The sequence below is a fragment of the Arthrobacter burdickii genome, assembly GCF_030433645.1.
In the GTDB taxonomy this organism is placed as follows: Bacteria; Actinomycetota; Actinomycetes; order Actinomycetales; family Micrococcaceae; genus Arthrobacter_D; species Arthrobacter_D burdickii.
This window is the reverse complement of the sequence record NZ_JAROCG010000001.1, coordinates 986,087-1,001,550: the sequence shown is the minus strand read 5'-3', so window position 1 is coordinate 1,001,550 and position 15,464 is coordinate 986,087. Positions and strand designations below refer to the sequence as shown.

The 15,464-nt window shown below is 63.8% G+C and carries 11 protein-coding genes; 10 read left to right on the top strand and 1 reads right to left on the bottom strand.

Annotation, left to right across the window (positions count from 1 at the left end):
* Positions 1-34: 34 nt before the first annotated feature.
* The 9 genes from P5G52_RS04630 to P5G52_RS18275 all read left to right on the top strand — a co-directional run bounded on the left by P5G52_RS04630 (position 35) and on the right by P5G52_RS18275 (position 13,034).
* Positions 35-976 carry an ABC transporter permease gene (locus P5G52_RS04630; protein ID WP_301225104.1) on the top strand — a complete coding sequence of 314 codons (942 nt, stop codon included), beginning with the start codon at positions 35-37 and terminating at the stop codon, positions 974-976.
* A complete protein-coding gene (locus P5G52_RS04625) occupies positions 973-2,754 on the top strand; it encodes a dipeptide/oligopeptide/nickel ABC transporter permease/ATP-binding protein (RefSeq protein WP_301225102.1) in 1,782 nt (593 codons plus the stop codon). Before P5G52_RS04630 ends, P5G52_RS04625 begins: the two co-directional genes overlap by 4 nt.
* On the top strand, positions 2,751-3,653 hold the full coding sequence (locus P5G52_RS04620; protein WP_301225100.1) for an ATP-binding cassette domain-containing protein: 903 nt from the start codon (positions 2,751-2,753) through the stop codon (positions 3,651-3,653). Before P5G52_RS04625 ends, P5G52_RS04620 begins: the two co-directional genes overlap by 4 nt.
* On the top strand, positions 3,650-5,425 hold the full coding sequence (locus tag P5G52_RS04615) for a glycoside hydrolase family 3 protein (protein WP_301225099.1): 1,776 nt from the start codon (positions 3,650-3,652) through the stop codon (positions 5,423-5,425). Before P5G52_RS04620 ends, P5G52_RS04615 begins: the two co-directional genes overlap by 4 nt.
* A gap of 5 nt (positions 5,426-5,430) precedes the next feature.
* Positions 5,431-6,618: a GDSL-type esterase/lipase family protein gene (locus P5G52_RS04610; RefSeq protein WP_301225097.1), complete on the top strand. Its 1,188-nt coding sequence runs from the start codon at positions 5,431-5,433 to the stop codon at positions 6,616-6,618.
* Between the two features lie 93 nt (positions 6,619-6,711).
* The gene (locus P5G52_RS04605) at positions 6,712-8,985 is read left to right on the top strand and encodes a family 78 glycoside hydrolase catalytic domain (RefSeq protein ID WP_301225095.1); all 2,274 of its coding nucleotides are present in this window, start codon (positions 6,712-6,714) and stop codon (positions 8,983-8,985) included.
* Positions 8,986-9,100: 115 nt separating this feature from the next.
* On the top strand, positions 9,101-10,669 hold the full coding sequence (locus P5G52_RS04600) for a glycoside hydrolase family 43 protein (RefSeq protein ID WP_301225093.1): 1,569 nt from the start codon (positions 9,101-9,103) through the stop codon (positions 10,667-10,669).
* A 142-nt stretch (positions 10,670-10,811) separates the two neighbouring features.
* A complete protein-coding gene (locus P5G52_RS04595) occupies positions 10,812-12,662 on the top strand; it encodes a glycoside hydrolase family 3 protein (RefSeq protein WP_301225091.1) in 1,851 nt (616 codons plus the stop codon).
* Positions 12,663-12,737: 75 nt separating this feature from the next.
* Positions 12,738-13,034: a DUF7343 domain-containing protein gene (locus P5G52_RS18275; RefSeq protein WP_363321863.1), complete on the top strand. Its 297-nt coding sequence runs from the start codon at positions 12,738-12,740 to the stop codon at positions 13,032-13,034.
* 266 nt (positions 13,035-13,300) lie between these two features.
* On the opposite strand, the gene P5G52_RS04590 is transcribed toward P5G52_RS18275, so the two are convergent.
* Entirely contained in the window at positions 13,301-13,978 is a 678-nt protein-coding gene (locus tag P5G52_RS04590; protein WP_301225089.1) for a histidine phosphatase family protein, read from the bottom strand.
* Positions 13,979-14,117: 139 nt separating this feature from the next.
* Between P5G52_RS04590 and P5G52_RS04585 the strand changes: the two genes are divergently transcribed.
* The gene (locus tag P5G52_RS04585; RefSeq protein ID WP_301225087.1) at positions 14,118-15,455 is read left to right on the top strand and encodes an MFS transporter; all 1,338 of its coding nucleotides are present in this window, start codon (positions 14,118-14,120) and stop codon (positions 15,453-15,455) included.
* Positions 15,456-15,464 lie beyond the last annotated feature (9 nt).

Below are 15,464 nucleotides of genomic sequence, written 5' to 3'. Positions count from 1 at the left end.
ACTGCTGCCGCCCCCGGCACTCGTAACTACTGCCATGACTAAATTTATTCTTCAACGGCTGTTGGCCGGATTTCTTACCATCGCGTCCCTGAGCGTCGTAGCCTTCTTCCTCCTGTACCTCAGCGCGGGAGACGCTGCACGCAACATCGTGGGCCAGAACGCACCGCAGGAACTCGTCGACCGGAAGGCGGACGAGCTCGGACTCGAACGCCCTCTGATCACCCAGTTCCTCGAATGGGCTGGCGGAGCAGTGCAGGGAGACCTCGGTCGTTCCTGGTTCACCGGGCAGACCGTCACCGAAGCGTTGACCACCCGCCTTCCGGTCACGCTGACTCTGACGATCGGCGCCGTCCTGCTCTCGGCCATCATCGCCGTCCTTCTGGGGGTCATTGCCTCTCAGCGCCGAGGCATCATCGACCGGTTCATCCAGATCGGCTCGGTCACACTCGCCGCCGTTCCAGGGTTCCTGATCGCTCTGGTGCTGGCCCTCGTGTTCGCGCTCACCCTGCGCTGGTTTCCCGCAACCGGGTACGTCCGCCCTGGCGCCTCGCTCGTCGGGTGGCTCTCGACCATCACGTTGCCCATCATCGCGCTGTCCATCGCAGCGACTGCGGGTGTCGCCCAGCAGGTACGTGGTTCCATGATCGACGCGAATCGCCTCGACTACGTCCGCACGCTGCGTGCCCGGGGCTTGCCGGAGCGCCGTGTCCTGTTCATGCATGTCCTGCGCAATGCCGCCGCACCCGCGCTGAGCGTGCTGGGCCTGCAGTTCATCGTCCTCTTCGGTGGAGCAGTCGTCGTCGAGCAGGTCTTCTCCCTGCCGGGACTGGGCCAGACCGCCATCACCGCAACGTCCCAGGGTGACGTGCCCGTCGTCATGGGGCTGGTCATCCTCACCGCCCTCGTCGTCTTCATCGTCAACCTCGCCATTGACCTGCTTCAAGGCTGGCTCAACCCGAAAATGCGGCAATCATGACCCAACAACTTGTCACCCTCGCGCAGCCTGCACCGGCTCCCGCAGGCCGCCAGTCCCTCCGAGGCCGGCTACTGAGGAATCCGCTCGGTATTATCGCGCTGGTCTATCTCGGCATGATCACGGTCATCGCCCTCGTCGGTCCTCTCCTCGCACCTTTCGCCCCTGATGAGGCCTCCCTGCAACTCGTCTTCGCCCCTCACAGCGCAGAGAACCTGCTGGGCGCCGACAGCGCGGGCCGCGACGTGTTCTCCCGTCTGCTTCACGCAACCTCTGTGAGCCTCGCCGGTGCGGCCCTCGCCGTCGCCGTCGCCGCCGTGATCGGCATCCCGGCGGGGCTGATCGCCGGGTACCGCGGCGGCTGGTTCGACACCGTGGCTGCGTGGCTGTCGGGTTTGATCCTCTCCCTGCCCGCCATCGTGGTCCTTCTGGCCGTGCGGGCAGTTGTCGGCCCGTCCCTGTGGATCGTCATGGCAATCTTCGGCGTCATCCTCTCCCCGTCCTACTACCGCGTCGTCTTCAACGCGGTCCGGGCCGTTCGCGAGGAGCTGTACATCGACGCCGCAAAGGTGTCCGGCCTGACAGACCTGCGGATCATTGGCCGGCACATCCTCAGCGCGGTCCGGGCCCCGGCCATCCTCCTGACCGCGGGGCTGCTCGCGGTAGGCATCGCCATCCAGGCCGCCCTGGACTTCCTCGGCCTCGGAGATCCGGCACTGCCCACCTGGGGCGGAATGCTGTCCGAAGGCTTCTACAACATCTACCGCGGGCCGTTGCTGATCCTGTGGCCGAGCCTCACCATCGGCCTGACCTGCATCGCCTTCACGCTGCTGGGCACCGCCCTGCGGGACGAACTCGAGATGAGCGGAGACCGCAACAAGGACCGCAATATCCCGTGGACTCCCCCGTCGACGCGCCCTGAGCCCCCGATCCGGCACGGTGACAGCACCCAGGCCGATCCTCTTCTGCGGGTCGACAACCTCTCCGTCGCGTACCAGGTGGACGGAGCTTGGAAAACCGTCGTCGACGACGTGTCCCTGCACATCGCATCCGGCGAGGTACACGCCCTGGTCGGTGAATCGGGGTCCGGCAAGACGCAGACGGCTTGGTCAATCCTCGGCCTGCTCCCTCAGGGCGGCAGGATCAAGGCCGGCACCATCACCTTCGATGGAACAGAACTGACCACGGCACGCTCACGTGCCCTACAGGAGATCCGCGGTCGCCGCATCGGTTACGTCCCACAGGAACCGCTGTCCAACCTTGACCCCTCGTACACCATCGGGCACCAGCTCATCGAACCGATGCGCATCCTGCTGGGCATGGATCGGAAGACCGCCCGGGACAACGCCCTGCACCTCCTCGAACGTGTGGGTATCACCGACCCACTGCGCGTCTACTCCGCCTACCCGCACCAGATCTCCGGCGGCATGGCGCAAAGGGTGCTGATTGCCGGTGCCATCTCCTGCAAACCTCAGCTGATCATTGCCGACGAGCCGACCACTGCTTTGGACGTCACCGTTCAGGCCGAGATCCTCGACCTGCTGCGCACCCTGCAGCGTGAGGACGGGGTCGCGATGCTCCTGGTCACCCACAACTTCGGTGTCGTCGCTGATCTCGCCGACCGGGTGTCGGTCATGCGCTCAGGGTCGATCGTGGAGACCGGCACCGTGGTGGATGTCTTCGGCGGAGCGCGGCACGAGTACACCAAGAAACTCTTCGCAGCTCTGCTCGATGACGCACCTGCACGCCCGGCCTGGACACAACGCGAGGTGACAGCATGAACGCCCTGGAACCCACCACAGCCACACACGGTGGAGTGACCACCGGCGGTGCGCTGCTCGCCGTGGACGGCGTCAAGGTCGCCTACAAAGTGAAGGGCCTCGGACGAAAGAAGGCCGAGATCCTCCACGGGGTGAGCCTTGATCTGCGCCCTGGAGAAACCCACGGCCTCGTCGGTGAGTCCGGGTCCGGAAAGTCGACGCTCGGACGGGCCATCCTCGGCCTCGCCCCCGTTTCGGAAGGCTCCATCACCTTCCAGGGAGAGGACACCACCCACGCGTCGAAGCGGCGCCGCCGGGACCTCGCACAAGACATCCAAGCCGTTTTCCAGGACCCTTACTCCTCCCTCAGCCCCGCTCTGACGATCGGCGACACTCTGGCCGAACCGCTTCGTGCCCTGGGTGTCTCCCGCAGCGAAGCGTCCCAGCGGGTCAACGAACTGCTCGACGTCGTCCAACTGCCCTCCGACGCTCTCAGCCGCTACCCGCGGGAATTCAGCGGAGGGCAGCGCCAGCGCGTCGCGATCGCGCGCGCCCTGGCGCTGTCACCGAAACTGATCGTCTGCGACGAGCCGGTGTCCGCGCTGGACCTTACGACCCAGGCACGCGTTCTGGAGCTGCTGCTTCAGGTGCAGGAACGGACGAACGTGGCGCTGCTGTTCATCTCCCACGACCTCAGCGTCGTGCGAGTCATGAGCCACCGGGTGTCCGTCATGTACCGGGGGGACATCGTCGAAACCGGCGAGGCCGCCCAGGTCACCAGCTCCCCCACACACCCCTATACGCAGCGCCTGCTCCTGGCCGCGCCCGTAGCTGACCCCCAACGCCAGGCCGAACGACGACACGCGCGAGCGGCCACGATGACTTCCTGCCTCGACGAGAAACGACGGACACACGCATGAACCCCACCGATACGCCAACGTCCCTGCACAGCGAAAGTGTGGACGAAATCCTCAGCGGACTCACCATTGAGCAGAAAGTTGGCCTGCTGTTCCAGCCCATCGCCATGATCGGCGACGACGTCGATCTCGATGCCCCCTCCCCGCTCGGCGGCGGATCTCTCCGGCATCAGATCGTCGACAAGGGAATCCGCTACTTCTGCCTCGCGAGCATGCCCGAGCCAGCCAACTCCGCCACAGTGCTGAACACCCTGCAGGACCTGGCGACCTCCACCGGGTCACGGCTGCCCATCATCTTCTCGACCGACCCGCGGCACGCATTCATCCAGAATGCGGGCGCGAGCCATCGCGCGAGCGGAGTATCGCAGTGGCCGGAACCGATCGGGTTCGGTGCACTGCGAGATCCTGACGCCGTCAGGGCGTTCGCTGACGTCGTCCGTCAGGACTACCTCGCCATGGGCGTGCGTATGGCTCTGCACCCTCAGGTCGATCTGGCCACGGAACCAAGGTGGGCCCGACAAGCCCAATCATTCAGCGCCGATCCCCACCTCACCGCAACGCTTCTGCGCGCATATCTTGAGGGCCTCCAAGGATCTACCCTCGGGCCGACGAGCATAGCGGCGACGGCAAAGCACTTCCCGGGAGGCGGACCCCAACTCGACGGAGAGGACCCGCACTTCCCCTACGGGCGCGAGCAGGTCTACCCCGGAGGCCGCCTCCGCGATCACCTGATTCCCTTCGAAGTCGCGATCGAGGCAGGCGTTGCCGCGATCATGCCCTACTACGGTATGCCCGTCGGACTGACGCTCAACGGCGAACCGGTCGAGGAAGTCGGCTTCGCCTTCAACCGCCAAATCCTGATGACACTGCTGCGCGAGGAACTGGGCTTCGACGGCATCATCCTCAGCGACTTCGGTCTGATCACGGACGCAACAGTCTTCGGCAAGCCCTTCCCTGCTCGCGCGTGGGGAGTGGAACACCTGACCGGTCAGCAGCGGGTCAGTAAACTCCTCCACGCGGGAGTCGACCAGTTCGGCGGTGAAAGCAACACGGAGCTGGTAGTGAATCTCCTTGAAGCGGGCGACCTCAGCGAGGAACGACTCGACGCATCCGTCCGCCGCCATGTCACGCTCATGCGCGACCTCGGCATCACTGCGTCCGACGCTGACAAACGACCCCTAGAGATCGGAACCGCCGAGCAGATCACGCTGGGCGAATCCACACAGGCAGCCTCCCTCACCGTCCTCACGAACCAGGACGCCGGAGGAAAGCCGCTGCTGCCGTTGAGCGTTCCGCAGAAGGCCTACCTCGTCAACGTCGACCCGTCGGCACTGCCGGAGGGGTGGACGGCCTCACCGATCGAGGAAGCGGCGGTCGCGGTCGTGCGGTCGCACGCCCCGTACGAGGAACGCGACACCTACTTCCTCGAGAACGGAATGGAACAGGGATCCCTGGATTTTTCCGAGGACTTCATCCATGAGATGCGCTCCATCGCCCGACAGGTGCCTCTCGTCCTCGTCGTTACCCTGTCCCGGCCCGCGATACTGACACCCCTCGCCGAATTCGCATCGGCCATTGTCGCTGATTACGGTGCTTCCGACACAGCGGTCCTCGATGTGCTCACCGGCCGTGTACGCCCTCGCGGGAAGCTGCCCTTCGAATTGCCACGCAGCATGGAAGCCGTCGCCGCGAGCCGACCTGATGTGCCTTCCGACACCACAGACCCACTGTTCCCCATCGGATGGGGCCTGAATCTGGTTGGGGCAGAAGCGTGAGGGCCATGAGCGACGGCACGAGGGACCTCATTGTCAGCGCGCTGCGTGGAGCCCTGGACGTCGAACATACCGCCCGAGGGCTCGTCCCGCACAGGCTCCCCCGATCGGTCGATGCATACCACGACGAGGAGACGCTGAGAGCAAACGCCACACAGCCCTCCGGGGTCCGCCTCGCCCTGGCCACAGCAGCGAACAAGGTGACGCTGACTGCTCTTTCGACGCGCCGGTTCTTCCCCGGCATGGACCCTGAATCGGTCGAGGTGCCCTACGGGGCGGTGAGCGGTGGACTCACCGTTGAGCAGCGGGAGATCGAGGGGTCCTACGATCTCCTCCAACTTTCCGGACCGCCGGAGCACCATCCCGGCACACCAGCATCGCTGGTGTTCGAGTTCCGCGGCGACGGAACAGTCCGCGACGTGGAAATCTGGCTGCCCAACAACGCGACGGTAGAAATCCTCGACCTGCAGGGCGACGCACCCATCCAGGCAGCGCCACCCTCCGACCTTCCCCGATGGACGCATTACGGAAGTTCGATCAGTCACTGCGCGGAGGCTGACTCCCCACTGTCGACCTGGCCAGCAGTGGCAGCTCGCGAGCTCGGCCTGAACCTCACCTCACTGGCCTTCGGTGGCGGTGCGCACCTCGACCATTTCGTCGCACGCGTCATAGGCGACCTCGATGCGGATCTCATCAGCCTCAAGATCGGCATCAACATCGTCAACGGTGACACGATGAAGCGCCGCACCTTCATCCCAGCCGTCCATGCCTTCCTCGACACGATCAGGGAAGCACAACCGCACGTTCCGATTCTTCTCATCTCACCGATTGCCTGCCCCATGCAGGAGAACGATCCCGGCCCCATCACCTGGGATCTGGAGGCGGCAGGGCTGCGCACTGTGCCGTCGTCCATGCCCGGGCAGAACTTCGGATCCCTCACCCTCACCGACATCCGCTCCATCCTGGCCGGCATCGTCGACGCCCGCTCCGTGGCGGACCCTGCACTGTACTACCTCGACGGCCTGGAACTGTTCGGGCCCGACGATGCCCCCGACCTCCCCGACGGGCTCCACCCGAATACGGCCGGTTACCTTCGCATGGGAAACAGGTTCGTGGGGAACGAACACACCAACGAGTGGCTCCGTGGAACCCGATCAGGATCAGGGTTCGGCCGGATGAGCGCCTCCCCTGCCTGACAGGGGGATGCACACACGGGATCGTCGGCTTGTCGCGACCCCAGGCACCCCCAGCCTCTTAGAACCGTCTGACACTAGAACCGAAAGAAGCCCATGACTGCACTGACCTGGTCCGCTGCGATGATTGCGCCCGACGAGGATTTCGGGGGCGCACCGCTGCTTCGCAAGCAATTCTCCCTGGTCGAGGGACACGGAGCGCCCACCAGTGCAATCCTCCGGGCGACATCATTTGGAATATACGAAGCCACCATCAACGGCGAGCCCGTCGGAGACGACGTGCTCAGCCCGGGATGGAGTTCCTACGAGTGGCGCCTGCGCTACCGCACGTACAACGTCACCGCCCTGTTGCAGCCCACCAACGTCCTCGGCATCTCACTCGGCAATGGCTGGTACCGGGGCAACCTGGGCTTCAACGGCAACTCGGCGTTCTACGGGACCGAACTGGCTTTCTTCGGCCAGCTGAACATCGAATACGCGGACGGTTTCACCCAGACAATCAGCAGCGATTCCACCTGGGAAGCGGGTCCTTCCGGCATCACCGCCAATGACCTCTACAACGGCCAGTCCATCGATGCCGGCATATCCGGCGCCGACTGGACAGAACCGGGCTACGACACGTCCTCCTGGACCGGAGTGCATCTGGTCGACTTTGACTACTCGAGGCTGGCCGAACCTGTCAGTGCTCCCGTGGTCAGGAATGACGTCCTGCAACCTGCCAGCATCCACACCTCGCCAAGCGGCAAAACCCTGGTCGACTTCGGTCAGAACATCGTCGGCTGGCTACGATTCACCGTTCAGGGGGAGCCGGGATCCGTCATCACCCTGCGGCACGCGGAAGTACTCGAGGACGGCGAATTGGGTACCCGGCCACTGCGAACCGCACTGGCCACCGACACGATCACGCTTTCGGGTGATCATGACTTCTTCGAGCCGACCAAAACCTTCCATGGATTCCGCTATGTCGAGGTGACCGGTTGGCCCGGTGACCTGACTGCGGAGTCGCTGGAAGCGGTCGTCGTCCACACCGCACTGGAACGGACGGGCTGGTTCGAGTGCTCCAACCCGCTGGTGAACAAACTGCACGAAAACGTCGTGTGGGGGCTGAAAGGTAATTTCCTTGACCTGCCGACCGATTGCCCGCAGCGCAACGAGCGACTCGGCTGGACCGGGGACATTTCCGTATTCACGCCCACAGCCGCATTCCTTTATGACGTAAAGGACTTCCTTCAGGACTGGCTACTGGATGTCGCCGTCGAGCAGAAGGCCGCTGACGGCACCGTCCCCTTCACCGTCCCGGACATCCTGAAGTACGAGGAACGGCCGCCGTACTTTCCCGCACCCGAATCAGCAGCGATCTGGGGAGATGCCGCAGTATGGGTTCCCTGGGCATTATGGGAAGCCTACGCAGACCGGTCCGTGCTCGAGCAGCAGTACGAGTCCATGGCAGCGCACGCCCGGCGCGTCGAAAGTCTCCTCTCCCCCACCGATCTGTGGGATCAGGGGTTCCAGTTCGGTGACTGGCTCGACCCGGATGGCCCACCCGACCAGCCCTGGATCTCCAAGGCCGACAACGGTGTCGTCGCCACAGCCTGCCTCTACAGGACGGCCGGCATCATGGCCCAGACCGCATCCATCCTCGGTCATGCTGATGACGCTGAACACTTCACCGAGTTGGCGGACAGGGTGCGGGAGGCGTTCAACGAGCACTACGTCACCGCACAGGGCACGATCCTCAGCGACTGCACCACTGTCTACGCCCTCGCCCTTGCTTTTGAAGTCCTCGATGACGAGAAGAAACGCCTGTTCGCTGGGCGCCGTCTGGCCCAGCTCGTCGCCCAGAACGGGTATCGGGTCTCCACCGGATTCGCCGGCACACCGTTCATCACCTGGGCCCTGTCCGAGGCCGGTTACGTCGAGGACGCGTACAAGTTGCTGCTGGAGGAACACTGCCCGTCCTGGCTTTACCCCGTGACCATGGGGGCGACGACGGTTTGGGAACGATGGGACTCGATGCTGCCCGACGGCACCATCAACCCCGGTGAGATGACCAGCTTCAATCACTATGCCCTCGGCGCGGTCGCAGACTGGCTCCACAAGGTCGTCGGAGGCATCCGGCCCCTCGAGCCCGGCTACTCGAAGATCCTGTTTGCTCCGAGACCCGCACCCGGAATCGAGTGGGCACGCACCAGTCTTGTAACCGCCCACGGCACTATCCGCAGCGAATGGCGTGTTTTTCCGGACGGCGACATGGAACTCACCGTCTCCGTGCCGGAAGGGACGACCGCCGAAGTCGATCTGCCCACCGAAGCCCGGCGGGTCATCCTCCCAGGGCATCACACCTTCAAGACCCCAGCGCTTCATTTCTAGATCCACATCGAAGCTCGCCTCCGCGGCATCGGCGTCATCACGGCCAGCGGGACCAGCACAGTACATCTCGGCCGCAGGCCGACGCAGCGACAACGACCCGAATTTGAGGAGAACCATGAAGCACGGTGAGGCCACCCTGCAAAGCGCCCTACACGACCCGTCGGAGCACGACACTGAGCCCCAACAGGAGTCCGCGCCCACCGCGAACACTCCTGCGTCCCCCTTCACCCCGATCGTGGCGGGTTTTTTCCCCGATCCGTCCATCTGCCGGGTCGGACCCGATTACTACCTCGCGGCCTCATCCTTCGAGTATTTTCCGGGGGTTCCCCTCTTTCACAGCACCGATCTGCTCACCTGGCAGCAGGTCGGCAACGCGCTCACCCGCGAGGAACAACTCAACGTGCGCACAAGTCCAGCGTCTGCCGGGATCTGTGCGCCGACACTCCGCCACCATGACGGTACGTTCTACCTGATCACGACGAACCAGGCTGAGATGATGCGCGGCCACATCGTCGTAACGGCCAGTTCCCCCGAGGGCCCCTGGTCCGCTCCTACCCATATCGGCGGCACCATCGGTATCGACCCTGATCTGGTGTGGGACGAGCAGGGACAATGCTTCGTCACGTGGACGTCCTTCGACCCGACCTGCTTCGGCATCGTTCAGGCACCGGTCGACCTCGACACCGGCGCGTTCACCGGGCCCACGCAACAACTCTGGTCCGGGACAGGCCTGGCAAGCCCGGAAGCTCCCCATATCTTCCGTCGCGGTGACTGGTGGTACATGGTCATCGCCGAAGGTGGCACCGAACACGGCCATGCCGTAAGCATCTCCCGGTCCCGCACTGTGCAAGGGCCTTTCGAGGGGTGCCCCCAAAACCCGATCCTCACCCACAGCGGCCTCGACCACCCGGTCCAAAGCACCGGGCACGCGGACTTCGTCGAACTCGCCGACGGCGGATGGGCGATGGCATACCTCGGAACCCGACCCCGAGGGTCCGGCTTCCATGTCAACGGTCGTGAAAGCTTCCTCGCCGGCATCACCTGGGTCGATGACTGGCCCGTCGTCCTGGAGGAGCACTACAACGTTCCCCTGATCGACCACTCCTTCACCGACACCTTCGACCATCCCGCCCTGGCGCCCCGCTGGGTGTCGCCGCGTGAACCAGCGTCCGACTTCACCCGTCCGGGAGAGACCGGAGGCCTCGTCCTCGAGCCGGCCTCTGATCCCCGCGCGATGCTTGCGGTCCGGCCCCGCGATGAACAATGGACCGCGACCGCCTCCTTCGACCTCGGCCATGACGGTGCCGCCAGTCTCGTCCTCGCCATCGACGACGACCACCGGTACACGGTCTCGGCCGACAGCGGCACCATAAGGGTCACCGCCACTATCGGACCACTCGCCGCGGAAGTGGCCTCCGCCAGCACGTCTGGGGTCACGAGCCTCTACATCCAAACCCACGAAGCACCACGCGCCCACCCGGGCGCCCCGAGCGGACCCGACCTCGTAGCACTCGGCTACATCGATCACGGTGCACCCCTCGAACTGGCACGGCTGGACGGCAGGTACCTTTCCTCGGAAGTCGCGGGCGGGTTTACCGGACGCGTCATCGGAATTCGCGCTGATCGCTCCGCTGTGCACCTCACATCCTTCGAGTACCGCACCGACACCACGCGCCCTCAGTAACCCACAACCAGTCCCTCAATGGGACGGACCACCAGGTACGCCTCGGGGCCCGATGGGTTGTGCGTCCCGGTTACCGCCCCTCAACTGATGCACCACGACGGCGGCCAACCCCGCCTCCATGAACCAAGCTGAAGGAGACACTATGTCGCTCCGCACACTGACCTCACCCGACGGAACCGAGTTCCGCGATCTCAACCACAACGGCACGATGGAACCGTACGAGGATCCGCGTCTTTCTCCTGAGGATCGCACCGAGGACCTCCTTACCCGGCTCACGCTGAAGGAAAAAGTCGGTCTGATGTTCCAGACTGTCATCGAGGTCGGGCCCGATGGAGATCTCCTCGAACAGCCCGGGTTCATCTCGAAATCCCCGACAACCGAAGTCATCGTCGGCAAATGCATGACGCACTTCAACGTGCACCAGATCCGCACCGCCCGCCAGGTAGCACGGTGGAACAATGCGCTGCAGGCACTCGCGGAAACAACCCCGCATGGGGTTCCTGTCACCATCAGCACTGACCCCCGGCACGCCTTCACCGAGAACGCCGGGGTGGCCTTTCCCGCCGGCCCCTTCTCGCAGTGGCCCGAAGCCCTCGGACTCGCCGCCCTGAATGATGTGGAGGCAATACGGTCCTTCGCTGAGGTGGCCCGCCAGGAGTACCGTGCAGTCGGCATTCGGTCAGCGCTTCACCCCCAGATCGACCTCGCCACGGAACCTCGATGGGGGCGCCAAGCCCAAAGCCTCGGACACGACGCGAACAGGGTCGCGGAGTTCACCGCCGCCTACATCCAGGGGTTCCAGGGCGATGTCCTTGGACCCGACAGCGTCGCGTGCATCACCAAGCACTTCCCCGGCGGCGGGCCTCAGAAAGACGGAGAAGACGCACACTTCCCCTACGGACGCGAGCAGGTCTACCCCGGTGGGATGTTCGACTACCACCTCAAACCATTCATTACCGCCATCGAGCACGGCACGGCGGGGATGATGCCCTACTACGGGATGCCCCAGAACCTGGTCCGCAACGGTGAAACCATCGAGGAAGTCGGCTTCGGGTTCAACAAGCAGATCATCACGGACCTTCTCCGCGGCGAGCTCGGCTTCGACGGCGTCGTCGTCACGGACTGGGAACTCGTCAACGATAACCACGTCGGGGATCAGGTGCTGCCCGCGCGGGCCTGGGGCGTTGAGGACCTGACACCGAAAGAGCGTATCGAGCGCATCCTCGAAGCGGGCGCGGATCAGTTCGGCGGCGAGGAATGCGTCGACCTCCTTCTGGACCTGCTGGCTGAAGGTCGCGTTGACGAGGCGCGCATCGACGCTTCCGTCCGGCGTCTGCTGCTCGTCAAGTTCCGTCTTGGTCTTTTCGACGACCCGTATGTGGACGAAGACGCAGCAGAAGCCCTCGTCGGGCGCGAGGACTTCCAGGCGCAGGGATTTGCGGCACAGGCAACATCCATCACCGTCCTCGAGAACAAGGAACACCAGGGTGCGCCCATCCTGCCGCTCACCCATTTCTCGAACGCCCCCGCCATCTACAGCGAAAACATTAAGACGGAGGCTTACTCGGACTGGGCTCACCCTGCTGATTCACCGGAGACCGCTGACCTCGCGATCATCCGGTTGGAAGCGCCCTTCGAGCCCCGAGCTGACCTGTTCCTGGAAGCATGGTTCCATCAGGGATCTTTGGAGTTCCCTCCCGGCCTCGTTCATCGCCTCCGCCGTATCTCTGACCACTGTCCGCTCATCGTCATCATCAACTTCGACCGGCCCGCGATCGTCACACCCCTGGTGCCCTTCGTATCCGCCCTCGCGGTGGACTACGGCAGTTCAGACCGGGCGGTGCTCGCGGCTCTCACCGGTGATGTCACGCCGGTAGGAAAGCTCCCGGTCGAGATTCCCCGATCGATGGACGCCGTGCGTGCGTCCCGGGAAGACGTGCCCTCCGACACCGAAGATCCGATGTACCCGGTTCACTTCGGGCTCTCCATCTGAATCCGTGGTTGGCCCGCCCATCCGCTGGGCCAGCAACGGTCAGCACGTCACATCGAACGCGCCTGTCCTGAAGGAGTGAACTCCAGCGTGAGCAACGTCGACATAGCCTTGAGCAGGCAACGCCAACCGGGACAGGGGTCACAAACAGCTCTCCGCGCTCGAAACTGCGAACTCATCCGTCAAGTCCTCCGCAGCAAGGGGCCGATGACGCAGATCGAAATCGCCCACGAAACAGGCTTGTCCCCGGCTACCGTCTCAAACCTCGTCAACCAACTCGAAGACGGCAGCGAGGTCATGTGCTCTCTCACTACTCGCTCGGGTCGTAGAGCCAAACTCGTCAGCCTGGTGCACGCAACCTCGGCCGTGAGCTGATCCAGCGGAGCCCCACGCCCACCTACCGTCAACCTCGACTCATACGTCTTCAAATGGAAGGCACAGCAACGAGATATGCGGCGCTTGGCGCCGTTATCACACCCTTCATCAGCCATTTCGCCGGGCTCGACCTGACCGCTACCTGACAAAAGAGTAGTTATCGGCGATCCGCTCTGGTGGCATAAGAGGGATGATTGGAAGCCGTTGCGCCAACCCCTGTGAAGGATATCCGGTAGCTGCTCGGCGTTTCTGTACCTCGTGGTGATTCAATGCTCCTGCCGAATCTGTTCATCGGGGTCGTCCTGGGGCCGGAGCCTCCCTTCGCTGTTCGATTGGTGCCGGAACGATCGACATGAGTTAAGTTGGCGAAGTTCGGCGTTGAGCAATGGCTGCAGGCTACGGTGCTCTCTGGGTGGGATGCCGGCAAAGACCGTTTCCAGAATCTGGAGTGTGTCACCGTGCGCAACCAGTATTACTGCCCGGCCCGAGTGAAGGGCCTCGATCTCGGCTAGGAGGCTCAGAACCCTGCTGCGTACGCTTTCCACGCTCTCTACGCTTGCAGTGAGCTCGCCCCTGGAGTCGGCGGCCCAGACCCGCGCGTAGTTTTCGACTCCGGTGCCGTCGAATTTCCCGAAGTGTCGCTCACGCAAGCGTGGATCAATCGTTGTGGTCCCACACCCGAGGACTCCTGCCAGGATGTCCGCGCTCTGGCGAGCCCGAATGAAATCCGAACAGATCAGCAGGACGTCGGCTCCCAGGCCGGAGGTCTCTGCAGCTGCCTGAACCTGTCTCTTGCCTCTTTCGGTTAGTCCTGCCTCGTGCTGGGTATCGGCTTCGATGCTGCTGGCGATGATGCCGCGAAGGTTGGCGAAGCTCTCTCCGTGGCGCATGACCATGTAGCAGTTGCGCCATCCCCGGTCCCTGGCTTCTTGTTCGTAGCCCATCCGCCGCATCTCCCGCAACCTCTTTCGATGTCATGGCACCCTTGACGTCTAAATCGATTTAATCCTAACCTCTAACGGTCGACCTAAATCGATGTAGGCATCACTTTCACAGATTTCCACCTACAGAGAGGTACTGGAAATGTCGCTTGCTACATCCGACAGCCCCCGCGTGAAGAAGTTCCAGCGTAAAGTCACCCTGCTGTCCGCGGGCGGCACGTTCCTTGACGGCTTCGACCTGACCGTCATTGCCGTGGCGCTTCCACTGATCGCCCAGCACTGGGACATCAGTGCGCTGGAGAAGAGCCTGGTAGTGTCATCCGCCATCATCGGTTCCTTCGTCGGAGCGAGCTGGCTCGGCAATCTCACCGACAGGTTCGGGCGCAAGGCGATGTACGTGATCGACCTGCTCGCCTTCGTCGTCTTTGCAGCCCTCACCGCCTTCAGCCAGGACGTCTGGCAACTGATCGTCCTGCGGTTCCTCCTCGGAGTCGGCATCGGCGCCGACTACCCCATCTCCGCAACGCTCGTGTCGGAGTTCGCCTCCACCAAGCGCCGGGGAATGCACAGCACGTCCCTCGGGGCGATGTGGTTCGTCGGTGCCGTCGCCGCATACGTCATCGGCCTGGCCGTCGCGCCTCTGGGCGACTGGGCATGGCGCGCACTCCTTCTGACGGGTGCCGCCTTCGCCCTCGTTGTGTTCGTCCTCCGCTCCAAGCTGCCCGAATCACCGCGCTGGTTGATGTCGAAGGGCAGGACCGATGACGCACGGGCAGTGCTCAGGGCGATCACCGGCGAAGAGCCCGACGACGAGGACCTCCGCGTCGTCCCTGCGCCAAAAGTCCGGGCCAAGGTACTGTTCTCCACGTCCCTGCGGAAGCGAACTTTCTTCGTGTGCGGCTTCTGGTTCTGCTATGCCACTGCCTACTACGGCATTTCGATGTACACGCCCACCATCCTGGCGCCACTGGCCAACGGCAACCGGACGATCATCATCGTCGGCTCCGGATGTGTTGCGCTGCTGGGCCTGACGGGTGCGATCATCGGCATGAATCTCGTGGACCGGTGGGGTCGCCGGCCCTTGATCATTATGTCGTTCTCCGGCCTGACAGCCGCGCTGGTGGTCCTGGCCCTCGCCCAGCAGCCGACGCTCGTTTTCCTGGTGAGCCTGTTCAGCATCGCAGTCCTCTTCGCGAACTCCGGTGGCGGCATTCTGAACTTCGTGTATCCCACGGAGCTCTTTCCCACATCCGTCCGGGCCACCGGAGCCGGCCTGGCCACGTCGGTCAGCCGTATCGGTTCCATCCTGGGCGTCCTGGTTTTCCCGAACTTCGTCGCCGCCTGGGGCAACAACGCCGCGCTCTGGTTCTTCGCTGCGGTGGGCCTCTGCGGCCTGGTGATCTGCCTGACACTGGCGCCGGAAACCAAGAACAAGAGCCTTGAAGAAATCAACATCGAAAGCGAGTCCTCCCTTGTCTAACCCCCATGA